Origin of the sequence: Bifidobacterium vansinderenii (assembly GCF_002234915.1) — a bacterium.
GTDB lineage: Bacteria > Actinomycetota > Actinomycetes > Actinomycetales > Bifidobacteriaceae > Galliscardovia > Galliscardovia vansinderenii.
Window position 1 is genome coordinate 19,732 of sequence record NZ_NEWD01000021.1, and the last position, 24,214, is coordinate 43,945.

14 protein-coding genes are annotated in these 24,214 nt (G+C 63.3%); 11 read left to right on the forward strand and 3 right to left on the reverse strand.

Features of this window, described 5'->3' with window-relative positions; all coding sequences use genetic code 11:
- The first annotated feature begins 212 nt into the window (after positions 1–212).
- Together Tam10B_RS08080 and Tam10B_RS08085 are read left to right on the forward strand one after the other, a co-directional pair.
- Positions 213–1,673, forward strand: coding sequence for a coiled-coil domain-containing protein (locus Tam10B_RS08080; RefSeq protein WP_093960741.1), 1,461 nt, complete (start codon positions 213–215; stop codon positions 1,671–1,673).
- The gene (locus Tam10B_RS08085; RefSeq protein ID WP_198947563.1) at positions 1,673–3,019 is read left to right on the forward strand and encodes a C1 family peptidase; all 1,347 of its coding nucleotides are present in this window, start codon (positions 1,673–1,675) and stop codon (positions 3,017–3,019) included. The genes Tam10B_RS08080 and Tam10B_RS08085 overlap by 1 nt, the downstream gene beginning before the upstream one ends.
- 582 nt (positions 3,020–3,601) lie before the next feature.
- On the opposite strand, the gene Tam10B_RS08090 is transcribed toward Tam10B_RS08085, so the two are convergent.
- Complete coding sequence (locus tag Tam10B_RS08090) at positions 3,602–4,615, reverse strand: ribose-phosphate diphosphokinase (RefSeq protein WP_093960743.1); 1,014 nt, start codon at positions 4,613–4,615, stop codon at positions 3,602–3,604.
- Positions 4,616–4,982: 367 nt separating this feature from the next.
- Here Tam10B_RS08090 and Tam10B_RS08095 point away from each other — a divergent pair, with 367 nt between their 5' ends.
- The 5 genes from Tam10B_RS08095 (at position 4,983) to Tam10B_RS08115 (ending at position 15,062) form a co-directional block, all read left to right on the forward strand.
- Positions 4,983–6,140 carry a 3-deoxy-7-phosphoheptulonate synthase gene (locus Tam10B_RS08095; protein WP_093960744.1) on the forward strand — a complete coding sequence of 386 codons (1,158 nt, stop codon included), beginning with the start codon at positions 4,983–4,985 and terminating at the stop codon, positions 6,138–6,140.
- Between the two features lie 295 nt (positions 6,141–6,435).
- Positions 6,436–9,315, forward strand: coding sequence for a family 78 glycoside hydrolase catalytic domain (locus Tam10B_RS08100; protein WP_158214168.1), 2,880 nt, complete (start codon positions 6,436–6,438; stop codon positions 9,313–9,315).
- A gap of 136 nt (positions 9,316–9,451) precedes the next feature.
- A complete protein-coding gene (locus Tam10B_RS08105) occupies positions 9,452–10,684 on the forward strand; it encodes a 3-deoxy-7-phosphoheptulonate synthase (RefSeq protein WP_093960746.1) in 1,233 nt (410 codons plus the stop codon).
- Positions 10,685–10,780: 96 nt separating this feature from the next.
- Positions 10,781–11,476 (forward strand): 5'-methylthioadenosine/S-adenosylhomocysteine nucleosidase, encoded by a 696-nt coding sequence (mtnN, locus tag Tam10B_RS08110; RefSeq protein WP_093960747.1) that lies wholly within the window; start codon positions 10,781–10,783, stop codon positions 11,474–11,476.
- A 562-nt stretch (positions 11,477–12,038) separates the two neighbouring features.
- Complete coding sequence (locus tag Tam10B_RS08115; protein ID WP_093960748.1) at positions 12,039–15,062, forward strand: phosphatase PAP2 family protein; 3,024 nt, start codon at positions 12,039–12,041, stop codon at positions 15,060–15,062.
- A 340-nt stretch (positions 15,063–15,402) separates the two neighbouring features.
- On the opposite strand, the gene Tam10B_RS08120 is transcribed toward Tam10B_RS08115, so the two are convergent.
- Positions 15,403–16,710 (reverse strand): substrate-binding domain-containing protein, encoded by a 1,308-nt coding sequence (locus tag Tam10B_RS08120; RefSeq protein ID WP_093960749.1) that lies wholly within the window; start codon positions 16,708–16,710, stop codon positions 15,403–15,405.
- A gap of 334 nt (positions 16,711–17,044) precedes the next feature.
- On the opposite strand from Tam10B_RS08120, the gene Tam10B_RS08125 reads away from it, so the two are divergent.
- Entirely contained in the window at positions 17,045–18,634 is a 1,590-nt protein-coding gene (locus tag Tam10B_RS08125) for a glycoside hydrolase family 30 protein (protein ID WP_093960750.1), read from the forward strand.
- A gap of 164 nt (positions 18,635–18,798) precedes the next feature.
- On the opposite strand, the gene Tam10B_RS08130 is transcribed toward Tam10B_RS08125, so the two are convergent.
- The gene (locus Tam10B_RS08130) at positions 18,799–20,349 is read right to left on the reverse strand and encodes a glycoside hydrolase family 30 protein (RefSeq protein ID WP_093960751.1); all 1,551 of its coding nucleotides are present in this window, start codon (positions 20,347–20,349) and stop codon (positions 18,799–18,801) included.
- Positions 20,350–20,734: 385 nt separating this feature from the next.
- Between Tam10B_RS08130 and Tam10B_RS08135 the strand changes: the two genes are divergently transcribed.
- From Tam10B_RS08135 to Tam10B_RS08145, 3 genes are all read left to right on the forward strand, one after another.
- The gene (locus Tam10B_RS08135; RefSeq protein WP_093960752.1) at positions 20,735–22,087 is read left to right on the forward strand and encodes an ABC transporter substrate-binding protein; all 1,353 of its coding nucleotides are present in this window, start codon (positions 20,735–20,737) and stop codon (positions 22,085–22,087) included.
- Positions 22,088–22,381: 294 nt separating this feature from the next.
- Entirely contained in the window at positions 22,382–23,260 is an 879-nt protein-coding gene (locus Tam10B_RS08140) for a carbohydrate ABC transporter permease (protein WP_233133660.1), read from the forward strand.
- A 1-nt stretch (position 23,261) separates the two neighbouring features.
- The gene (locus Tam10B_RS08145) at positions 23,262–24,155 is read left to right on the forward strand and encodes a carbohydrate ABC transporter permease (RefSeq protein ID WP_093960754.1); all 894 of its coding nucleotides are present in this window, start codon (positions 23,262–23,264) and stop codon (positions 24,153–24,155) included.
- Positions 24,156–24,214 lie beyond the last annotated feature (59 nt).

The following is a 24,214-nucleotide window of genomic DNA, read 5'->3' on the forward strand; positions in this document are numbered from 1 at the left end:
ATTCAGTGATGCCGACCGCGATGTCGACGATAGCGTTAACAGCGGGCGATGACGCCCATCGAACAGCCTGTGATAAGTGTGTGTGACATCTGTGCCGAGTATGAGCGGTTGCGGCGCGGCAGAACGATGTGTGCGCTAAAGTTCCAAGCAGTCGGGGGTGAATTCATGCTCCCGTGCAATCGATCGAAGGTAGTGGCAAGGCAGGAGCTGTTATGGCAGAGGAATTCCCCGTCGTTCTGCGTGGATATGACAAGGAGAGGGTCGACCAGGCGATGGCCGGCATGCGCGAGAACACCGAGCGCATGCGCGAGCAGATCAAGGCGTACGATCAGCGTATTTTGCAGCTGGAGGCCGAGCTGCGTGAGGAGAAGTCCCGCAAGGCCGCTCCTCAGAAGAACTCCTTCGCTTCGCTGGGCGCCTCCGCCCAGCAGCTGCTCGCCTCCGCCGAGCAGACCAGCCGTGAACTGCTCGACCGTGCCAAGCAGGACGCGGCCCGCATCCGCAAGACGGCCCAGGAGAAGGCCGACACGATGCTCAACAACGCTTCGATCGACGCCTCGCAGGTGCAGGATGACGCCAAGACCGAGGCCGACGCCCTTCTGGCCAAGGCGCACACCGAGGCCGACACCATTCTTGCCTCCGCCAAGCAGACCGCCCAGCAGCTCAAGTCCGTGGCCGAGAAGCGCGCCTCCGAACAGCATGAGACCCTGCAGCTTGAGCTCGCCACCGCCCGTTCCGATCAGGAGAAGCAGCTGGCCGCCGAGAAGGCCGAGCATGAGCGCAAGCTCGCCGAACAGCGCACCGAACTGACCCGTGAGATCGCCGAGCAGCGCAAGACCGCCGACGAGGAGATCGCCAAGAAGAAGGCCGAATCCGACGACCGTATCCAGAAGGCGCTGGATCAGGCCAACGTGCGTCTCAACGAGATGCGCGACCAGGCCGGCAAGATGCTGTCGGACGCCAAGCGTCAGTCCGGTGAGATTCTTGAGAAGGCTCGCGCCGACGCCCGTCGTCTCACCGACGCCGCCGACGTGGAGCGCGCCGACAAGCTCGCCAAGGTGGGCGCCGAGGTGGAGCAGATCCGCAAGGACATCGCCGCCCAGCAGGACGAGGCCACCGAGAAGGTGAAGGAGGTGCTCGCCAACGTCAAGGAGCGTAGCGAGCAGGCCCGCCGCGAGGCTGAGGAGCTGCTGGCGCAGGCCAAGAAGGCTCGTTCCCAGGCCGACGACTACTCCGCGTCCAAGCATGCCGAGGCCGACAAGCAGACCAAGGAGCTGATCGAGGAGGCCACCCGCAAGGCCGAGGCCCAGGTTGAGCAGCGTCGTCAGGCCGCCGAGAAGGAGATCAACGGCCTGCAGGAGCACATCACCGCGCTGCAGAACCGCGAGGCGTCCATCACCGCGCGTGTGGACGAGCTGCGTTCGATCTTCGCCAACGCGTTCGGTTTCGGTGGCGTGGCCGGTGCCGCGGCCGGTGTGTTCGGTGCCGCCAGCGCCGAGAAGGAGGCCGTCGAGGGCGCCGCGTCCGAGGTGGCCGCTGCCGCCAAGTCCGATGACGAGGCCGCCGAGGATGAGGCCGCACTGTCCAAGTCCCAGGGTGAGGCTCCGGACGTGCCGGTGGCCAACGCCGTGGCCGAGCCCGAGCAGGTCGAGGAATCCAAGGAGAACCGCTGATGGGCAACACCGCTGATTTCGCTCCGCTGTCCGACGCCCGGCTGGCCGAGCTGCGCGAGGGCTTCGACTCCCGTGAGGCCAACCGCATCGCTATGAACGCGGTCACCGACGCCGGCATCGACAAGGTGGCCCGCAACTTCGACCGTGCCCGTCTGCTGCAGCGTCGATTCTCCGTCACCGTGGACAACGGCCAGGTCACCTCGCAGGCGCGTTCCGGCCGCTGCTGGCTGTTCAGCTCGCTCAACGTGGCCCGCTTCGTGGCCAAGAAGAACCTCGGCATCAAGGACTTCGAGTTCTCGCAGAGCTACGCCATGTACTTCGACAAGCTCGAACGCGTGAACTACTTCATGCAGGACGTGGCCGCGCTCGTGGCCGCCGGCGAGCCGTCCGACTCCCGTCTGGTGCAGCACCTGCTGCACGACGTGATGGGCGACGGTGGCCAGTGGACCATGGCGCTCAACGTGTACGTCAAGCATGGCGCCGTTCCCAAGGACCTGTTCCCGGAGACCGCGTCCAGTCAGAACACCGGTCAGATGAACACGAATCTGCGTGCGCTGCTGCGTGGCGCCGTGTGCAAGCTGTACGCGGGCGAGGACGCGCAGTCGGTGATCGACGAGACGCTGGCCGCCGCGCATCGCATTCTGACGATTCATCTCGGCACTCCGCCCACCAGCTTCGACTGGGAGTGGACGGACGACGATGGTGAGTTCCACCGCGTTGGCGAGATCACGCCCGTCGAGTTCTGGCACAAGTACGTGGACGCCGGTCTTGAGGACTACGTGTGCCTGGTGGACGATCCGCGTGCCGAGCATCCGAAGGGTCGGAAGATCGGCATCGAGCATCTGGGCAACGTGGTGGGCGGCGTCCCCACCGAGTACCTGAACGTGCCGGTCGAGTTCATGAAGGACTGCGCGCGCAGGATCATGTCCGAGCAGGGCATTCCCGTGTGGTTCGGTGCCGACTGCCATCCGATGATGGACCGCGAGAACGGTGCGTGGGCCACCGACCTGTTCGAGTACGGCCGCGTGTACGACGTGGATTACGCGATGGACAAGGAGGAGCGCGTGCGCTTCGCCGACTCCGCCATGAACCATGCGATGGCGTTCGTGGGCGTTGATGTGGCCGACGACGGCACGACCACTCGTCGTTGGCGTGTGGAGAACTCGTGGGGCGACAAGATCGCCGACAAGGGCTACTTCACGATGAGCGACGACTGGTTCAGCGAGTACGTGTACGTGTACGAGGTCGCCGTCCCCAAGTCCATGCTCCCCAAGGAATACCAGGAAGCCCTAACCCAGCCCGCCCTAATGCTCCCGGCCTGGGACCCGATGGGCGCGCTGGCCTGACGCCGAAGGTGGCAGGCCAGCGCGAGGAAACCGTAAAGCGAAACAGTCCAGTGGACTGTTTCGTAGGTTTCCCGTGGTGAATTGCCGACGCAATTCACCACAAACGCTTTGGTCCGATGCAGCGGCATAGCCTCGCGTCGGCCAATACGCGCGGAGGCGTTGGGAGACAGTCCAGTGGACTGTCGAGTAGCCGACCACGGAGTGCCGCCCGCCAAGGGCGGCACGCAGTCAGTAATACTGCCGGCCTATGGCCGTCAGTATGGAGGAAACCGTAAAGCGAAACAGTCCGGTGGACTGTTGATGCAATTGAGCGCATTCCCTCCCTCAGTCACGCTTCGCGTGACAGCTCCCTCCCGTGGAGGGAGCACTCGCCATATACCAATGTGCTCCCTCCACGGGAGGGAGCTGGCCAGCCGAAGGCTGGTCTGAGGGAGGGATACGCTCAAATCCCTCGCAATGACATAGGTCTGTGGTCGATGCCATTGCATCTGGCACATACACAATGAGGTCTCGATCCGCATGTAACGGATCGAGACCTCATTTTCGTATATCGACGGACTCTCCGCAGCCGGAGAGTCTAAATCACGCGTAGATGTTGCGGGCGCGCATGTCGCTGGGCAGACCTTCAAGCAGGTGGGTCACGGAATCGCTTTCGAACACGGAGCGGATGCCGGCGGCCAGCAGCGGGGCGATGGACAGCACGGTCACGCCGTCGAAACGCTTCTCGGCGGGCACCGGAACGGTGTCGGTGAGGATGATCTCACGGGCGCCGCAGGCCTTGAGTCGTTCCACGGCCGGGCCGGACAGCAGGCCGTGCGTGGCCACAAGCGTCACGCTCTTGGCGCCGGCGCCGCGCAGCACCTTCACGGCCTCACAGATCGTGCCGGCGGTGTCGATCATGTCGTCGACGACGATGCAGTCGCGGCCTTCGACCTCGCCGATGATGCCATGCGCCTCGGCGTGGTTCGGGCGGGTGATGTCGCGGGACTTGTGGATGAACGCAAGCGGACGGTTGTCGAGCTTGGCGGCCCAACGCTCGGAGACCTTGATTCGGCCGGCGTCGGGGGAGACGATGGTCACGTTGTCGAGCTCGCAGTGGTTGCGCACGTAGTCGATGAGGATCGGCATGGCGGTGAGGTGGTCGACGACGCCGTCGAAGAAGCCCTGCTCCTGCGAGGCGTGCAGGTCCACGGTCATGATGCGGTCCGCGCCGGCGGTCTTGAACAGGTCGAACACCAGTCGTGCGGTGATGGGCTCGCGGCCCTGGTGCTTCTTGTCCTGACGGGAGTAGCCAAGGAACGGCACGACGGCGGTGATGGAACGGGCGGACGCGCGCTTGAGGGCGTCGATCATGATGAGCTGTTCCATGATCCACTTGTTGATCGGATCAGTGTGGCTCTGGATCACGAACACGTCGGCGCCGCGCACGGGCTGGGTGAATCGCACGTACATCTCGCCGTTGGCGAAGTCGTAGGCGGTCGTCGGAAGAATGTCAAGTCCCAGACATTTCGCCACTGCCTCGGAGAGTTCCGGGTATGCGCGTCCAGTCACGACGGCGAGTTTGCGAATGGGGGTTTCTTCCAATACCGTGGCCATGTTGGCGATCTCCTTTCGACCTCAAGACATAGTAGTAGGTCGGCGCGTCATTTCCTCTATACAGGGTACGGGAATCTGTGGCGCGAATGGCCGAGGTCAGGCTTTTTCGTCAAACTCGTCCACGTTACGCACACGTAACCATTCGTTCATCCCACATTGTGGGACTTGGCTGCGTTTCGATCATCACTCCTCAGTGTGATCACACTGAGAAAACCGAACGGCGAGAATGTGAGACAAAACGGCGGTTCCCGCAACGGTCGTCTATAGTGGGGGAGTCCGTGCCCATGGGAGGGACGGTGATCGCGGGCGGTTCCCGCGACGATACGAATGCTATCCAACACATAGCAGTTTGAAAGAGGTGAGAAATATGGCAGCTCTTCGCGGACCTGACAGCAGCGAAGACGAACGGCGCAATCTCTCGGAGCGCGCGGTTTTTCCCGAAACGATGGATGTGAACATCTATCAGCTTGACCCTATTCCGGCACCTCGCTCCTTTATCCGTGACATCCCGCTGTCCGACAAGCAGCTTGATCTGGTGGCGCGTTCCCGTCAGGAGATCCGCGACGTGCTGCACGGCCGTGACGACCGTCTGCTTGTGGTGGTGGGGCCGTGCTCGATCCACGATCCGAAGGCTGCGCACGACTACGCGCAGCGTCTGGCCGGTCTCAAGAAGGAACTCGCCGACGATCTGGTGATCGTGATGCGCGTGTACTTCGAGAAGCCGCGTACCACGATCGGCTGGAAGGGTCTGATCAACGACCCCGATCTGGACGGCACGTTCAACATTCGCAAGGGCATGTTCCTGGCACGCAAGGTGCTGTCGGACGTGCTCGATCTGGGCGTTCCGGCGGCCACCGAATGGCTCGACCCGATCACCCCGCAGTACCTGTCCGACGCGATCAGCTGGGGCGCGATCGGCGCGCGTAACACCGAAAGCCAGGTGCATCGCGAGCTGGCCAGCGGCCTGTCGATGCCGGTGGGCTTCAAGAACTCCACCGACGGCTCGATCAAGGCGGCCGCCGACTCCTGCTACGCGTCGAGCTTCGAACACCACTTCCTGTCGATCAACCTCGACGGTCATGTGATCGCCGCCGAGACGAAGGGCAACCCCGACTGCCATCTGATCCTGCGCGGTTCGAGTCAGGGTCCGAACTACGACGCTGAATCGGTGGCCGCCTCGCTCGAGGCGCTGCGCAAGGCGAACGCGCCCGGCCCGAGCAAGGTCGGCCTGATCGTGGACGCCGCACACGGCAACTGCGGCAAGGACGAGGTGGTGGAGGCCCAGGTGGTCGAGAACCTCGCCGAGCGCCTCGCTGCGGGCGAGCGCGGCATCACCGGCATCATGATGGAGAGCTTCATCGAGGCCGGATCGCAGAAGCCGGCGCCGCTCGACCAGCTGGTGTACGGCAAGTCCGTGACCGATCGTTGCGTGCCGTGGGATCGCACCGCCGAACTGCTGCGCACGCTGGCCAAGGCCGTGCGCACCCGCCGCGAGAACGGCATCGACGTCACCGTCGCCGAGTAGCGGGGACCTGATTGGGGATCTGGGTATAACCGGATCACGAAGAGACCGATATGTCGTCCTTCATGATGCGGTTATACCCAGATTCGTTTGTAATCATGCGGTTTGACCCAGAACCAGTGTCCGTTTGACCCAGAACCCTGGTAGAACTCCGGCAGAATTCCGGCCGTTCACGGCGAACCGCTGAATTCCTTGCCAATTTTTGGCAACATGCGGCATTGTCATACTGGCGTTGGGCACGTTCTGCGAGACAATGAGTACGGCAATAATCATTTCCATGCGAAGAGGCAGAGAGAATATGAGTAACGAGACAGTCGTCGTGGTAGTGGAGAGCAAGGCCCCCACCAAGTTGAAGATCAATGATCGCAACCAACCGGTCGATCTGGAGCCGGGCAGCGTGCCCGTGCTGCGCTGGACGGTGCCGCTGGTGGACGTGGGCGTGGTCGTCGCAGGGGATGAAGCGACCGCGATCAACACTGTCGTGGCGTATCAGGTGATCGTGTCGTCCACGTACGACAAGGCCGAATCCGGTCATGGCGACGTGTGGGACTCCGGTCGCGTGGACGACAACGGATTCAATGGCGTGGCGCTCACCGATCTCGACATGTCGGCCAGCCGCCGCTACTGGGCGTCCGTGCGCGTGTGGCGCGGCACCGAGGACTCCAGCAAGCCCACCGCGTGGAGCGAACCCACCACGTTCGGCACCGGCGCGGGCGAGCACTGGTCCGCAGCCGAGCCGATCTGGGCCGATCCGCTCACCGCCAGCCCGTACCAGACCGTGGAACTGCCCGAGTCGATCGCCGGCGAGAACCGCGAGATCAGCACCGACGACCAGTTCGCCAAGCGCCCCGAACCCATGACCAGCGAACACAACTCGCGCGGCTGGGCGCTGTTCCGCGGCCGCATCACGCTGCCGAAGAAGCCGATCCGCTGGGCCACGCTCAACGCCACCGCATCCAGCGGCGCCCGCGCCCGCCAGTTCGTCTACCGCATGTGGCTCAACGGCCACTTCGTGGGCTTCGGCCCCACCTTCCCGATCGACGGCGAGACCCGCTACGACGGCTACGACGTGACCAGGTATCTGGTGTCCGGCCGCGACAACTTCGTGGGCGTGATCGCCTACGCGCTCGAGGATCAGCGCTTCATGGCGCAGCTCGACGTCATGTACGAGGACGGCACGCTCGCCCACTTCGGCACCGGCGAGGACTGGCTGTCCCGTGTGGGCAACAACGTGTGGTTCGACGGCGCCACCGTGGGCACGCATGTGTACGAGCTGCCCGCCGAGAACATTCAGGCCGCCGTCTACCCGCGCGGCATGTCCGAAGTCGGCTATGACGACATTGACTGGGCCGTCTCCAAGGTCAAGCCGGCCTTTGACGATCTCAAGGCCACGCCGTTCGACAAGCCCACCCTGCGCGAGCGCGAGGCCGTGAAGAAGTGGATCACCGACGATGGTCGTCTGATCGTCGACTTTGGTCGTGCGGTGGCCGGCGGCATCCGTCTGGCCGCGCGCGTGAGCCGTCCCACCGATCTGGTCATCCGATTCGGCGAGCGCCTGAACGATCAGGGAACCGTGCAGTACCGTCTCGACGCGTACAACGAGTACCAGGACGTATGGCATTACGTGCCGAACAAGCTCAACGTGCCGGTCACCGCACGCACGTGGGGACTGCGCGTGTTCCGCTACGTGGAGATCCTGCCCACGGAGAACAACGATGAGAACGCCGCGCTGCTGCGCGAACTGCTCGACAGCGACACCGCGCTCGAGGCGCAGGCCCTGCTCTACCCGTTCCACGGCCCGACAGACGGCTTCACGTCGAACAACGACACGCTCAACCAGGTGTGGCAGCTGTGCCGCAACACCGTCGAATCGCTCAACGTGAACATGTACGTGGACTCGTGGACTCGCGAACGCATTCCGTACGAGGCCGACGCATGGCTGCAGCAGCGCGCGCACATGTCGTTGGACGCCGACTCCAGGCTGGGCGAATACTCCATCGACTACCTGCTCGCCAACCGCACATGGCCCACTGAATGGCCGCTGTATCTGGTGCTCGCCGTGTACGACGCGTGGGTGCAGACCGGCTCTCTGCAGCAGGCCGCCGAGCAGTGGGACAGGATCGTCGCGATGCTGCCCGACAAGTATCTTGACGACAAGACCGGCCTGATCATGAAGGATCCCGGCAAGAGCAGCACCACGGACGGCGATCTGGTGGACTGGCCGCCGGTCGAGCGTGACGGGTTCGTCTTCGGCCGCGTGAATACGGTGATCAACGCGCTCGCCGCGCAGAGCTATGGCTGCGCTGGTGTGCTCGCCATGAGGCTCGGCAAGATCGACGAGGGCCGCAGGTACACGCGCATCGCGTCCCGTATGCGCAAGGCCATCAACAAGTATCTGTGGAACGACGAGGTGGGCGCCTACGCCGACGGTCTTGACACCGGCGTGGACGGCAAGCAGATCGCGCACTGCTCCGAGCATGCGTCCGCGTTCGCGCTGGCGTTCGCGCACGTGCCGGCCGACCGTCTGCCGCGCGTGGGCGCGTTCATCCGTTCCAAGGGCATGGCGTGCAGCGTGTACGTGGCGGCCGTGCTGCTCGAAGGTCTGTATAAGGGCGGTCAGGGCGTGTACGCGAACGAGCTGATCGCCGCATCCGAGGGCGAGCGTACGTGGAAGCACATGATCGATGCGGGTGCGGGCGCCACCATGGAGGCGTGGAGCCACGAGCTGAAGAGCAACACCACGTATTCGCATCCGTGGGCCGCGTCGCCGGCGTTCCTGCTGCCGCGCTACATGGTGGGCGTGCACCCGCTGGAGCCCGGATTCAGCGAGTTCGTGGTGGCGCCGCAGCCCGGTTCCATCAGCGAGGCGAGCGCCAAGGTGCCGATCGAATCGGGTGTGATCGAGGCCGGATACAAGGTGCTGGGCGACACCGTGCCCACGGCCGAGGACCAGACGGTGGACGGCATCGAGATCACGCTGGTCGTGCCGATCGGAACGACCGCCGACGTGATCGTGCCGCCGACCAAGTCCGGTGCGCCGATCGTGCTTGACGGCGTGGAGACCGTGGTCGCCGACGCGCGCTACGGCATTCCGTCCACGATTCCGCAGGGCGCGTACCCGGAGGGCGCTCGCCGCATCCACGGTCTGACCGCGGGTCGCCACGTCATTCAGGCGTAGCGGCTTTCGGAGCCTTGGGCTTTTCGCTCCCCTCATTGCATGGATCCGCACGATTCGTACAATGAAGGGAGCTTTTTCATATGAGACATGTGCATGATTGACGTGACGGTGATCGTCATGTCGGGGGAGGAACGCGATGACGGAGAATATTGAGCATACGGAACATACGGTGAGCGGGGCGAATGGCGGGGAGTCCGCCGACCGAGGCGAGGAGCTGCGTGCCATCCGTCGGGCTCTGGGCGAGGGCAAGAACCCGCTCAACGTGCAGGGCATTCCGCGTTGGGAAGACCAGGTGGGCATCAGCCGCATCGTCAACCGACGCATCATGGAGCTCGACCCGCTGCCCACGCCGGCCGAGGTGCTGTCCAATCAGCCGTTGGAGGGTGCGGCCCGCGAACTGGTCGCATCCTCTCGTGACGAGGTACGCGCCTGCCTGTACGGTCAGGACGATCGCCTGCTTGTGATCGTCGGCCCCTGCTCGGTGCACGATCCCAAGGCCGCGCTCGACTACGCGCGTCGGCTTTCCGCACTCAACAAGGAGCTCGACGGCGAACTCATGATCGTGATGCGCGTGTACTTCGAGAAGCCGCGCACCACCGTCGGCTGGAAGGGCCTGATCAATGATCCCGACGTGGACGGCAGCCACAACATCCGCAAGGGTCTGCTGCTCGCCCGTCAGATTCTGCTCGACGTGCTGGACGCCGGCCTGCCCGCCGCCACTGAGTTCCTGGAGCCCACCTCGCCGCAGTTCATCTCTGACGCCGTGACATGGGGCGCGATCGGCGCGCGCAACACCGAAAGCCAGATCCACCGTCAGCTTGCCAGCGGCCTGTCCATGCCCGTCGGATTCAAGAACGCGACCGACGGATCCGTCAAGGCGGCCATCAACGGCTGCTACGCGGCCGCGCAGGAGCACACGTTCTTCGGCATCGACCACATGGGTCGTGCCGCCGCCGTCGAAACGCTCGGCAACCCCGACTGCCATGTGGTGCTGCGCGGTTCGAGCCACGGCCCGAACTACGACGCCGAATCCGTGCGCGTCGCCATGGACGCGATCCGCGACGAGATGCCCGCCGACTCCGCCGCCGCCCACGGGCTCGTGATCGACGCCTCGCACGGCAACTCCGGCAAGGACGAGCATCGTCAGGCCGAAGTGGTGCGCAACATCGCCGCACGCGTGGCCGCAGGAGAGACCGGCATCACCGGCATCATGATGGAAAGCTTCATCGAGGGCGGCAACCAGCCGGCCGCGCCGCTGCCGCAGCTCGTGTACGGCAAGTCCATCACCGACAAGTGCATCTCCTGGCCCGAAACCGAGAAGCTGCTGCGCGAGCTCGCCGCCGCCGTGAGCGAGCGCCGTTGGAGGTGAACGGCCTGAGCCGCCTGCGGGTGGCTAAGCTGTGGCTAAGCTGTTGCGTGAATACAACCGAGTGAAATATATGAATATATGCGCAAAGGAGACGCTATGAGCAGGACGATCGCGATCATCGGAGCCATGGACGAGGAGGTCGCGTTCATCGCGCGCTCGCTGACCGGCGCCGCGACGCATGCCGAAGCCGGACTGAACGTCACCGAGGGCACGTTCGTCGGCGGTGAGGGCGAGACGCTGCATGTGGTCGCCACCGTCGCCGGCATGGGCACGGTCAACGCGGCCGCCACCACGCAGCATCTGATCGATGTGTACTCTCCCGAGGCCGTGATCTTCTCCGGCATCGCCGGCAACCTCAACAAGGATCTGCACATCAACGACGTGGTGCTCGGCGGCACGCTGCGCTATCTTGACACCGACATGCGCCTGATCGCCCAGTCCGCGCCCAAGACCGATGAGTTCCACTCCGATCCGCATCTGCTGGCCGTGGCGGGCGAGGCACTGGACGAGATGGGCATCACGCACATCACCGGCGTGATCGCCACCGGCAACTACTTCGTGGAGGGCGACGAGAACACCGCCAAGGTGAAGGCCGCCACCGGCGCCGATGCCGTGGAGATGGAGGGCGCCGCCGTGGCGCACGTGGCCGCGCGCAACGAAGTGCCCGCGCTGGTGATCCGCGCGCTGAGCGACAACGCCGACACCGAATACGAGACGTTCAAGGACTTCGACATCAGCGAGTACGCCGACACCGCCGCCAAGCTCGTGATCAACATCCTCGGCCGTTTGTAGATTTCCCGGTTCTTCCTCTCATCCTTCCCCTTGAGGGGAAGGTGTCAGCCGGCAGGCTGACTGATGAGGTGACAAACGGGTTGGCTGATCACCTCATCCGTCGGCTCCGCCGACACCTTCCCCTCAAGGGGAAGGCGGCATATGGCTATTCGATCTCATACGGATAAGCCGGCTTCCCCTTGAGGGGAAGCTGTCAGTCGAAGACTGACTGATGAGGTGGCCGACCGACCAGTTCGGCACCATAACAATCGAAACTGGGTATATCCGTATCATTTGGAGACCGAAAATGGGGTCTACATGATGCGGATATACCCAGTTTTGTCGTTTGTGTCCGGTTTTACCCAGAAATAATGATCCGGTTTTACCCACATTCGATCCAACCGAAAACCGAATGATGAACGAACGGTGAATCATGGTGAACGGAGGGTAGCGCAGTACTGATTTCTTCCTATCCGCCGGTGTGGGGCGCGCACGGCTGGCCCACACTGGAACCGCAGTATGCCGATGACGCCAAGAGGAGCGCATCGGCATTTTCCATATTCACTGTGAGGATTGGAAGATCATGACACATGCAGCAATCACAGCCAAGGCGATGAAGGGGGCCCTCGCCGGGTTCGTCGCCGTGGCCATGCTGACGCCGCTCGCCGCATCCACGGCGTCGGCCGCCACCACCGACGCGACCGCCGGCAACCAGCAGAGCTTCATCCAGTACGACGTGGCCAAGAGCCCGGCCGCCGACTCCGGCAAGGGAATCACCTCCCTGCTCACCGATTTCACCACCTACTGGACGCCGAACAAGGGCGTGACCGACGGCGGAGTCGCCACCCTGCAGCACGACGACGAGCTGACCGAAAGCATCAACAACGCCGCGTACGGCGCCGACGGCAAGACCGCGCAGGACCAGCGTGCCCTGTCCGACGCCCAGATGAACTCCACCAACACGCTGTACGACGCGCTCGGCCCCACCATCGGCGGCTACTTCAAGGCCGACATGGAGGCCGGCAAGCTGCCCAAGACCGCCGCCTACCTTAAGGCCATGAACAAGTCCGCAAGCACCGGCGACGCCAAGGGCACCTACGCGCACCCGCGTCCGTACGTGGACCGCGCCAACTACAAGGGCGAGCAGCTCGACCTCAAGGGCCTCAAGAGCACGCTCGACATCAAGAAGGTCCCCGGCTACGAGAACTTCGACTGGGGTGACGGCGAAGCCCCCGACAACGAGTACGAGGGTCTGGCCGAATCCGGATCCTTCCCGTCCGGCCACACCACGTTCGCGTTCACGCAGGGCGTGGGCCTGTCCGCCATCCTGCCTGAACTCGGTCCGCAGATCATGACGCGTGTGTCCGAGGCGGGCAACAACCGCATCGTGCTCGGCGTGCACTACCCGCTCGACATCATGGGCGGCCACATCGCCGGCACCTACGGCGTGGCCACCGCGTTGAGCGATCCCGCCACTGCCAAGCAGGCTCAGGAGGCCCGCGCCGAACTGCAGTCCGTGCTTGGTGCCGACTGCCAGGCCAACAAGGTGACCAAGGACGCCGGCCTGCACTCCTGCATCAACGCGACCAACGCCAACGGCCAGTCCAGCAAGCAGCCGTACGGCGGCTACACCAACTCCTTCACCGACGCCGTGTCCACCAAGCCCGTCACCGACGAGGCCTCCGCGCTCGACGCGTACACCGCCCGCATGACCTACGGATTCAAGCAGACCGGCGACACTTCCAAGCGTCCGGTCGTGCCCGAGGGCGCCGAGAACCTGCTCGCCAACGTCGACTACTTCAACACCGACGATCCGGCCAACGGCAAGCTCAAGCTCAGCACCGACGAACTGCGTCAGGTGATCGCCGCCAGCGAGATCCAGTCCGGCTACCCGCTCGACGCGAGCAGCGACGGCTGGGGCCGCATCAACCTCGCGAAGATCTACACCGCGCGCGTGACCTTCGACAAGGCCGACCCCGCCACCCGCAAGATCACCGACATCTCCTTCGGTCACCACCGCGACGAGGTCGTGGTGCCCACGGTGCCGACCCAGCCCAAGGCCGACGCCCTGTCCAACCTGCTCAAGGACTACAACACGTACTTCGACTTCTACAGCGCCAACGGCGTGCAGAACACCGAGGTCGCCAAGTCCACGACCAAGCACGACGACGATCTGACCGCCGCCATCAACAACAAGGCGTTCGGCGTCGACGGCAATACCGCGCAGGACCAGCGTGCCCTGTCCGACGCCCAGATGAACTCCACGAACACGCTGTACGACGCGCTCGGCCCGGTGCTCGGCCAGTACTACAAGACCGCCATGGACAACGGCAAGCTGCCGCAGACCAAGGCGTTCCTCGCCGAGATGAACAAGTCGGCGAGCACCGGCACGGCCAAGGCCTACTACCAGCACCCGCGCCCGTACATCGACCGCGTGAACTTCCAGGGCAAGACCCTGAACATCGACAACACGCTGCAGAACCGCATCAAGAAGGCCCCGGGCTACGAGAACTTCGACTGGGGTGACGGCGAGGCTCCCGACAACGAGTACGAGGGTCTGGCGAACTCCGGTTCGTTCCCGTCCGGCCACACCACGTTCGCGTTCACGCAGGGCGCCGGCCTGTCCTACATCCTGCCCGAGCTCGGCCCGGAGATCATGACGCGTGTGTCCGAGGCGGGCAACAACCGCATCGTGCTCGGCGTGCACTACCCGCTCGACATCATGGGCGGCCATATCGCCGGACAGTACGGCGTGGCCACCGCAGTCAGCAGCAACGACCAGGCCAAGGCCGACGCCGCCGCAGCCCGCACCGAGCTCGTGAACTACCTCACCGCCCAGTGCAAGGCCGACGGCCACGGCGACACCCTCGACGCCTGCATCGCCAACACCGGCGCCAACAACGACAAGGGCTACGCCAACGACTTCACCGACGACGTGGTGAAGACCGCCGTGACCGACCGCAAGAGCGCCATCGACGCCTACACCGCCCGCATGACCTACGGCTTCGTCCAGACCGGCAAGTCCGGACAGGACGCCGTGGTGCCCGACGCCGCCGTGAGCATGCTCGACAACGTGGCCGCGTTCAAGAACCTCACCGCCGACCAGAAGAAGGCCGTGCTCGCCGCAACCGAAGGCGACTCCGGCTACCCGCTCGACGCCAGCAGCGAAGGCTGGGCCCGCATCAACCTCGCCAAGGCGTACAGCGCCAAGGTGACGCTCGACAAGAGCGGCAAGGTCGTCAAGGTTGAGCCCGGCCAGACCGAGCCGTCCGTCGTGACCGCCGGTGACAACGGCAACAACGGTGGTCAGAATGGCGGCCAGAACAACGGCGGCCAGTCCGGTGAGAACAACGGCCAGCAGAACGGTCAGAACGGCAACAGCCAGAACCAGAACGGTTCCACCAACAACGGCGCCGCATCCAACGGTTCCAACGGCCAGAACGGCGGTTCCAACGGTTCCAAGACCCCGGCCAGCGCCACCGGTAAGACCACGGCCAAGACCGGCAAGCTCAGCCGCACCGGTACCGCCGTCGCGGGCATCGCGGTCGCCGTCGCGGTGATCGCACTCGCCGGCATGACCCTGGTCATCCGCCGCCGCAACGCCTGATCTGGGAGGATCGGGGCTGGTTGGCAGGTCACCTCATCCGTCCGGCTTCGCCGGCCACCTTCCCCTCAAGGGGAAGGCTGCCTATAACCATTCAGGCTCATGCGGTTAAGCCGGCTTCCCCTTGAGGGGAAGCTGTCAGCCGACAGGCTGACTGATGAGGTGATCGACCGACCAGTCCGCCACCATCACCATCACAAACTGAAACTGGGTATATCCGCATCATAAAGAGGCCGAAAACAGGCCTTTCATGATGCGGATATACCCAGTTTGCTGTTTAACGTCCGGTTTTACCCAGAGATAATGGGTCGGTTATGCCCACGAACTGACCTAGGGGGCGAACCTAGTCCCCGATCGTGGCGACGGAGCCGCGGTCGATCAGACGCGGGTCGATCATGATGTGACGAGCCGGCCAGTCGGGATGCTCGAGACGCCACAGCAGCGTGTTCAGGCATTCGGCGGCGAACTCATGCTGCGGGGAACGCAGCACGGTCAGCGGGCGAGAGCTCGGCGTGGCATAGCCGTCCACCGAGATGATCGAGATGTCCGCGGGCACACGCTTGCCATGCCGTTCGAGCGACTGGGCGAGCGCGATCGCCAGATAATCGGAGTGCACGAGCAGACCGGTCACGTCGGAATCGATTGTGCGTTCCACGATCTCCTCCACGCCATGCGTGTCGTAGGGCTGGATGCCGTCGAACACGAACGGGCATTCCAGCAGGTTCGTCTTGTCGACGAGCTGATGCCACGCCTCCTCGATGATCTCCGAGGTCGGCGTAAGCGTGAACGCAGCCGCCACGTGACGGTGTCCGCGCTCGCGGAAGTGGTTGATGGCCTTGCGTACGCCGTACGGATGGTTGGTGCGCACGGAGTCGTGGAACACGTTGGACGAGTACGGCTGGTCGCGCTCGGCCACGACCACGGGCACGGGGGAGTGGTCGATCCAGTTCCACGACGCCTGCGAGACGTCCTCCTCGGAGCTGGGGCAGGCGATGATGCCGCGCAGGTTCGGCACCGAGCCGAAGGTGTCGAGGATCTCGTTCTCGCGGATGCGCTCGTAGGAGGATTCGCGGATCTCCACGCGGTATCCGAGCTTGGCGGCCTCGGTGTGGATCTCGGCGATCACGGTGGGCCAGAAGAAGCTGGGTTCGGGGAACATGAGGCCGATCACGCCCTTGTCGCGGCTGTCGCGCTGGGGGATGACGGGCTGTGGGACGCCGATGTGCATGTCGCGCAGATCCTCGTCGTTCAGCGGCAGGATGGTGCGGTCGAGCTGGTCGATGGTGTCGGTGTTGAGCAGCGGTTCGACCGTCGGAGTGGTGGCGGATGCGGTCGGGGTCGTGCCACCCGATGCGGCGGTCTTCGAAGAGGGGGACTGAGCGCCCGGGGTGGCGGGCGAGCCGTCGGTGCCGTTGCTGCCCACCGACATGGCGCCGCCGCGTACCCTGCGCAGCAGTCCGGCCTCGGCAAGCACGGACAGGTCTCGTCGCACGGTGATTTCGGTGGTATTGAGGTACTTCGCCAACGCGGGGACGGTCACCACGTTTTCACGGGTGAGCAGGCTCAGGATCATATCCTGGCGTTCTGCGGGCAGATAGCTGCGCTGCGGTGCGGCTGCGTTGCCGTCCGAGGAGGCGTGAGGGGTGGGCATGATGATTCCTTGCACTACTGTTTTCGTCGAATGTTCATCGAACTGTATATAAGTATACCGTTTTGATCACAAACAATCATACCAGCACGAGAGAAAATGATGATCGATATTGTCTATTTTCTTTGAAATTACAATGATTTTTAACGGTTGTCAGATGTCTTATTTTCCTATTCTGCACCTATGGCAGTGTGTCGTTATGATCGAAGGCAAAACAAACTGTGGAAAATGATTAAAAGTGATTATTGCTGAACAAAAGTGCGTTATACTGGAGTGGTCAGCAATGGAAGAGCGTGGTCGGCAACGAGGCGACCGCGAAACAAGACAAAGGACAGTCATGGCAGACGATTCCGTACTCACCGCAGCACAGGCCCGATACGCCAATGAATTCTGGACGGCCACCTCCGGTGACCTCAAGCAGCGTCGCGAAACGATCAGCGCTCCCGAGTATGTCGCCGAACCCGGCGACGCCACCCCGATCGTGATCGATCCGGCCGACCGCAAGCAGCCGTGGATCGGTGCGGGCGCGGCCATCACCGACGCCGCCGCATCCCTGATCTGGGGATCCATGGACGCCGAGCAGCGTCACGCATTCCTCGACGACTGCTTCAACCCGGCCAAGGGCGGCTTCTCCGTGATCCGCATCCCGCTCGGCTCCTGCGAACCCAGCGCCCAGCCGTACTACACGTACGATGACCTGCCCTTCGGTGAGCACGACAACGCGCTCACCAAGTTCTCGCTCGGCACCGGCGAACCCGGCGCGCCCGACGCAACCAAGGACTTCAAGTACATCATCCCCGTGGTGCTCGAGATCCTCAAGATCAACCCGGCCGTGAAGATCATCGCCTCCCCGTGGAGTGCCCCCGCGTGGATGAAGAACACCGGCCACCTGTGCCAGGGCGGCCACCTGCGCTTCGACGAGTGGACCGGCAACGGCTTCGACCCGATGCTCGACAGCTTCGAGGGCTGCTACGCCCGCTACTTCGTCAAGTACGTCGAGGAGATGGCCAAGATCGGCATTCCGATCTGGGGCGTGACCGTGCAGAACGAGCCGAGCAACGCGCCGAAGTGGCCCGCCATGATGTGGACGCTCAAGCAGCAGGCCGAGTTCGCGCACAAGTTCCTGCGTCCGGCCATGAACGCCAAGTTCCCGGAGATGCGCATCTTCATCAACGACGACTCCACGCACAACATCCTGTGGCCGGTCAACGAGATCGTCACCCCGCAGCAGGCGGCCAGCATCGACGGCTTCACCGTGCACACCTACGAGGGCCCGTACTCCAACTTCTTCAACGCCTCCCGCTCGTTCCCGCACTGGATGTTCGGCATGACCGAACGTCGCTGCATGATCGACGAGACGCCCGAGGACGCCGCGCACATCATGCTCGGCATCATCGGCAACTGGCTCGTGCGCAACGGCGAGAGCTTCATCGCGCTGTGGAACCTCGCGCTCGACGAGCGCGGTCTGCCGAACCAGGTGGGGGCCACCGGCCGCCGCGGCGTGGTGACGATCCAGCATGAGACCGGCGAGGTGATCCGCAACCTCGAGTACTTCATGCTCCGCGCGTTCGGTCAGGACGTCAAGCCCGGCTCCGTGGTGGTGCGCTCCACCAACCACACGCCCGACGGATGGTCCGGCGGTCTGGGCTCGGTCGCGTTCCTCTCTCCCGAGGGCGACGTGGCCGCCCACGTGTACAACCCGACCGGCGAGCCGATCGAGGCCGCGGTGACGATCAACGGCCAGGGCGGCGCGTGGCAGAAGGTTACCGTGCCGGCGTGGGGCGTGGTCACCGTGCACAAGTCCAATGGCGCGATCAACGTGAGCGAGCCGCCGGCCGACGACGAGTTCGAGCTCAACCCCGCACCCAAGCACCTGCTCGGCGACGTGGCTCCCGGCAAGGTCCGCGTCTGGGGTCAGGACGAGTAAGGTTCCGTTATCGTAGGCTCCCCTCTGAGGGGAGCCTGTGTATGTAGGGTCCGCCCGGGTGTCGTGCTCGGTGCGGACCCGTTTGCATATATGAATAAACCCGCAGCGGGGGAGATTCCCCACTGCGGGTTTATTAATGCTCGGCGACGATCCCTACCCGAGTGCTACTCGAAGATGGTCTCGTCGTGATCGTCGGCGGGATGCGGCGTGTAGGTGATCTCGAACTCGTCGTCCGCCGGGGCCTGTGTGGTGTTCACGGACTCCTCGTTGGACTTGTGGAAGCTCACCGTGCCGTAGGCGGGTACGGTCACCGTCTGCCAGCGGGCGCCGTTGCCGTTCACCGTCACCGCGGCCTCGATGTCGGCGCCGGTCGGGTTGTACAGGAAGCCGGCCAGATCACCGTTCGGCGCGAGGAACGCGACCGATCCGAGTCCGCCGTGGCGTCCGTCGGGCGTGTGATTGGTGGAGGCCACGCGGCGGGAGCCCACGGCCACGTCCTGACCGTAGTTGCGCAGCATGAAATACTCGAGGTTGCGCTTCACCTTGCCGGTGCCCGAATCGATGGTGATCACGCCGCGGCGACCGGAGGTACCGGCCCACGACGGGAAGCCCTGCTCGTCGAGCGCCATGTTCCACAGGTTGATCAGCCCCACGCCGTTGCGCACGAGCCAGGTGCCGATCTCGCCGAACATCACGTGCGACGCCTCGGCCACGGTCTCGTCGAGCATGCAGCGGCGCTCGGTCATGGCGGCCTTCCACTGCGGGAACTGACGGGTGCCGTTGTGCACCCAGTGCGGCAGTCCGGAGTAGGTGTGGAACGCGGCACCGGCGAACGCCTGCGCCTGCGCGGGGGTCATGTATTCGCTGGCCGGGCGCTGCCAGAAGCGCAGCGAGTCGTCGCCGAAGTAGATCTCCACGTCGGGGTAGGTCTTGTCGAGCGCCGGGCGCAGGTAGTTCACGCCCCACGCGGTGAGTTCCTCGGGCGTCCAGACGGTGATCGGCCACGGGCAGCCGTTGCTCGGCTCGTTCTGCATGGTCACGGACGTGATCGGGATGCCATAGGACTCGTAGGCGGCGATGAACTTGACGAAGTACTGCGCGTACACGTAGTCGATGGTGTCCTGATAGCGGTAGCCGTTGCCCACGTATTCGCCGAGACGCAGACGTCCGGCGCCATCGAGACGGCCGCTGGTCTTCATCCACGCGGGCGCGCTCCACGGGGAGGCCATGACCTTGACGGCCGGGTTGATCGAGAGGATCTCCTGCAGCACGGGCACCACGTTCTTCAGATCCTTGGTGGCGTTCGGCGCGCCGGGCTCGCCCTCGCCGATGGAGAAGTAGTCGAGCGCGGCGTCTGCCGCCACGCCCTCGGGCAGATCGTCGTAGGAGTAGTAGGCCTGGCTGGAGAAGTCGCAGGCGCCGATGGAGATGCGCACGGAGGAGAAGCCGCCCTGCTCGGGGTCGAACATCTCGGTGAGGATGGCGTGGCGCTGCTCGGGGCTCATGGACTGCATGAACAGCGAGGCGCTGGAGTCGGTGATGGCCGCGCCGGCGCCCTCCCACAGCTGGTATTGACGGGTGGGGTCGATCACGATCCTGACGGCGTCCGCGGCGGCGTCGTTGCCCTGCACTTCCGGGGTGGGGATCGGCGCGCGACGGTCGGCGAGATCGCCGCTGGTGCGCGTCCAGTATTCCGTGCGGTAGCTGGTCATCATTGCTCCTTCTGCTTCCGATATATCAGGTGAGTGAGTTCATCATTGAACGATCTGCATTGATAAACTTACAATCAAATATAATCACGAATGAACATGCTTGAGATTGATCATTCGGCGTGTCGTGATCGAAAATGCACCCCCTGATGCCGTATGATCCTTAGAAAACAGTGGAGTTTTTCTCGATCATAACCGTGATCAAAACATGATGATCATGAAAATAATGGAGACAAATTTTGGCAACATTCCGAAGTGATCACAAATGAGCGTGTATGATCGAAGACAACAGATAACGAAAGACCCGACGGACGAACCGGCAGGCTGGTTCGGATGGGTTGACGGGACTCTGGAAACGGCAATGCAGCCGAAGTAAACGAAAGGAAGAACAATGAAGTTGAATCGCGTATTCAAGGCTGTCGCGGTAGCTTCTGTCCTGGGTCTGGCTCTGACCGGATGCGGTGGCGGTGGCGACTCCGCAGCCTCCAGCGGCTCTGACTCCTTCGATAAGAACGCCAAGACCGAGATCACCTTCGCCGGTTGGTCCCTGAGCTCCACCCCGGAGTTCCAGACCCTCGCCGACGCCTTCATGGCCAAGTACCCGAACGTCAAGGTGAACGTCAAGGAATACTCCGCCGACGATTACGACAAGCAGCTGACCGCCGATATCTCCTCCGGCTCCCAGCCCGACGTCTTCCCGATCAAGAACCTGCAGAAGTACTACACGTACTCCCAGTCCGGCGGTCTGGCCGATCTCGCCGACATCGCCAGCACCTACAAGTCCGACAAGAACATCGACATCTCCAACTACGAGCTGGACGGCAAGTACTACGCCATGCCGTACCGTCAGGATTCCTGGGTCCTCTTCTACAACAAGGACATGATGGAGAAGGCCGGTGTGGCCACTCCGGACGGCACCTGGACGTGGGACGACTACACCAAGGCCGCCGAGGAACTCAAGGATAAGCTGCCCGCTGCCGGCTACGACGCCAACTCCGTCTACCCGATCTACCAGCACAACTGGCAGTCCGTGGTCCAGGCCTTCGCTCTGGCCCAGACCGGCTACAAGCCCGACACCAACTTCTTCAAGGCCAAGTTCGACTACATGAAGCCGTTCTACCAGCGCGCTCTGAAGTGGCAGGACGAGAAGCTGACCATCGACTGGAACACCTCCAACACCACCTCCGTGCAGTACCAGGCTCAGTTCGGTACGCAGAAGGCCGCCATGATGCCGATGGGCACCTGGTACGCCGCCACGCTGGTGAAGCAGCAGAAGTCCGGTGACGCCGACCAGTTCACTTGGGGCATCGCTCCGATCCCGCAGAACCCGGATTCCAAGACCAAGTCCGACAAGCCGGTGACCTTCGGCGATCCGACCGGTCTGGCCGTCTCCTCCAAGGCCACCGGCCAGAAGCTGGCCGCCGCCAAGGAGTTCGTGAAGTTCTGCGCCGGTGAAGGCAGCGCCGAGGCCCTCGCCAAGATCGCCACCACCCCCGCCTACTTCTCCGATAACGTCGCCAAGACCTACTTCTCCGTGGATGGCATGGCCACCGACGACCTGACCAAGCAGGCCTGGCAGGAGCACGACACCAAGCCGGAGAACCCGGTTGGTGAGGGTTCCGATACCATCATCTCCCTGCTCAAGGATGCTCACTCCTCGATCATGACCGAGACTTCCAATGTGAACGACGCCCTCGCCAAGGCGACGCAGAACATCAAGGATCAGGGTCTGGTCACCGAGTGATGACACTCTTGGTCCCCGCCTAATGGCGGGGACCAACCCCACAACCTAACCTCTCTTCATATCTCTCCTAATTTCCTCTTTCCTCACAGGCACGGTCCTGGCTCATAACCCGGGCCGTGCCTTTTTAATGCCATAAATCGATCGCGAACCGCACAAAGTATAGAAAAACGAACAACATTGACGATGCGGTTCAAGCGAAAGGAGTCAGCGGTCATGTCCCACACGGCTGCACCGGCCGATTCGAAGACGGCCACTCGCGGGGGCGGGAACAAGCCCCAGCACAACAAGGGGAAGATGTCGAGCGCAGCTATTGCGCGGCGTAACTTCCTGCACGGCGTGGCGTTCATCACGCCGAACTTCCTTGGATTCGTCTTCCTTATGCTCATCCCTGTCTGCGTGCTGTTCTACATCGCGAATACACGCTGGAGCGCATTCGGAAGCCCGGTCTGGACCGGCATCACCAACTGGAAGCGTCTCCTTCATGACGATGTGTTCAAGGACGCCTTCTGGAACACCATCTACTACTCGGTCGTCCACATCCCGCTGACGCTGATCATCGCCTTCGGTCTGGCGGTGCTCCTCAACTCCAAGCTCAAGGGCCGCGCGTTCTTCCGTACGGTCGCCTTCTTCCCCTACATCACCTCGATCGTGGCCGTCGCCCAGGTGTGGAACATGCTGTTCGACGCCAAGACCGGTGTGATCAACCAGTTCCTCGGCATCTTCACCGACAACCTGCCTGGCTGGCTCGGATCCACTACGTGGGCAATGCCCGCCGTGATCATCGTGGCCACCTGGCGTGAGGCCGGCTACTTCATGATCCTGCTGCTCGCCGGTCTGCAGACCATTCCGAGCGAACTCTACGAGGCAGCCGAACTCGACGGTGCCAACGCCTGGCAGCGCTTCTGGAAGGTCACCGTGCCCTGCATGCGACCGACCCTGTTCTTCGTGATGGTCACCCTGACCATCGGCTCCTTCAAGATCCTTGATCTGACCCTGGTCATGACCAACGGTGGACCTGGTACCAGCACCTTGGTGCTCGCACAATACGTCTACCGTGTGGCATTCGAACGTAGCGACTTCGGCTACGCCAGCACGGTCTCGATGGTGCTGTTCGCGCTCTGCATGATCATCACCCTGATTCAGTTCTGGTACAACAACGCTAAGGAGAAGTGAGATGACTGCACAGACTGCATACCCGAACGCGGTCAGCTCCGCCGACGTTCCCTTCAATAAGAAGCCCACATCGCCCGCCAAGATCATCGGCACCGTCATCGGCTATGTCGCCATGATCGCGTGCTCCCTGTTCGTCCTGCTGCCGTTCATCTGGATGACGCTCGCCTCCGTGAAGCCCAACAACGAGGTCTTCATGGTCCCGATGAAGTGGCTGCCGAGCGTGTGGCACTGGGAGAACTACGTTAACATCTGGTCCGACTCCAACATGCTCACCTGGGTGGGCAACACGGTGTTCTTCGCCATCTGCGTGACGTTCCTGCAGGTGTTCACCGGTTCGTTCGCCGCCTACGGCTTCTCCAAGGTCAAGTTCCGCGGCCGCAACGTGCTGTTCCTGATCTACATCGCCACTTTGGCCGTCCCGTGGCAGGCCTACATGATCCCGCAGTTCAAGATCCTGTCCGCCATCGGCCTGTCCGACACCCGCTGGTCCATCATCCTGCTCCAGGCATTCGGCGCGTTCGGTGTGTTCATGATGAAGCAGTTCTACGACACCATCCCCGAGGAGCTTTCCGAGGCCGCCCGACTCGATGGTCTGTCGGAGTTCGGCATCTACCGCAGGATCGTGCTGCCGCTGTCCGGCCCGTCGATCGCCGCACTGGGCATCATCACCTTCACGAACACGTGGAACGACTACATGGGCCCGTTGATCTACCTGCGTAGCCCGAACCTCTACACCATCCAGCTTGGTCTGAAGACGTTCATCTCGCAGAACTCCGCGGATTACGCCATGATCATGACCGGCTCCGTGATGTCCGTGCTCCCGATCCTGGTGGTCTTCCTCATCGGTCAGAAGCAGTTCATCGAAGGCATCGCCACCTCGGGTATGAAGGGCTGACGGGCACAAAGACAGTCCGGTGGACTGTCGACTGCCCGTCAGGCGAAGGCCGCCCCGAC

What these genes read in the sequence shown, in the direction of transcription:
- Tam10B_RS08080 (WP_093960741.1), top strand. Translation starts at nt 213, where the DNA reads ATGGCAGAGGAATTCCCCGTCGTTCTGCGTGGATATGACAAGGAGAGG.
- Tam10B_RS08095 (WP_093960744.1), top strand. Translation starts at nt 4,983, where the DNA reads ATGGCAGCTCTTCGCGGACCTGACAGCAGCGAAGACGAACGGCGCAAT.
- Tam10B_RS08125 (WP_093960750.1), top strand. Translation starts at nt 17,045, where the DNA reads ATGGCAGACGATTCCGTACTCACCGCAGCACAGGCCCGATACGCCAAT.
- Tam10B_RS08090 (WP_093960743.1), bottom strand. Translation starts at nt 4,615, where the DNA reads ATGGCCACGGTATTGGAAGAAACCCCCATTCGCAAACTCGCCGTCGTG.
- Tam10B_RS08100 (WP_158214168.1), top strand. Translation starts at nt 6,436, where the DNA reads ATGAGTAACGAGACAGTCGTCGTGGTAGTGGAGAGCAAGGCCCCCACC.
- Tam10B_RS08085 (WP_198947563.1), top strand. Translation starts at nt 1,673, where the DNA reads ATGGGCAACACCGCTGATTTCGCTCCGCTGTCCGACGCCCGGCTGGCC.
- Tam10B_RS08105 (WP_093960746.1), top strand. Translation starts at nt 9,452, where the DNA reads ATGACGGAGAATATTGAGCATACGGAACATACGGTGAGCGGGGCGAAT.
- Tam10B_RS08120 (WP_093960749.1), bottom strand. Translation starts at nt 16,710, where the DNA reads ATGCCCACCCCTCACGCCTCCTCGGACGGCAACGCAGCCGCACCGCAG.
- Tam10B_RS08135 (WP_093960752.1), top strand. Translation starts at nt 20,735, where the DNA reads ATGAAGTTGAATCGCGTATTCAAGGCTGTCGCGGTAGCTTCTGTCCTG.
- Tam10B_RS08140 (WP_233133660.1), top strand. Translation starts at nt 22,382, where the DNA reads ATGTCGAGCGCAGCTATTGCGCGGCGTAACTTCCTGCACGGCGTGGCG.
- Tam10B_RS08145 (WP_093960754.1), top strand. Translation starts at nt 23,262, where the DNA reads ATGACTGCACAGACTGCATACCCGAACGCGGTCAGCTCCGCCGACGTT.
- mtnN (WP_093960747.1), top strand. Translation starts at nt 10,781, where the DNA reads ATGAGCAGGACGATCGCGATCATCGGAGCCATGGACGAGGAGGTCGCG.
- Tam10B_RS08115 (WP_093960748.1), top strand. Translation starts at nt 12,039, where the DNA reads ATGACACATGCAGCAATCACAGCCAAGGCGATGAAGGGGGCCCTCGCC.
- Tam10B_RS08130 (WP_093960751.1), bottom strand. Translation starts at nt 20,349, where the DNA reads ATGATGACCAGCTACCGCACGGAATACTGGACGCGCACCAGCGGCGAT.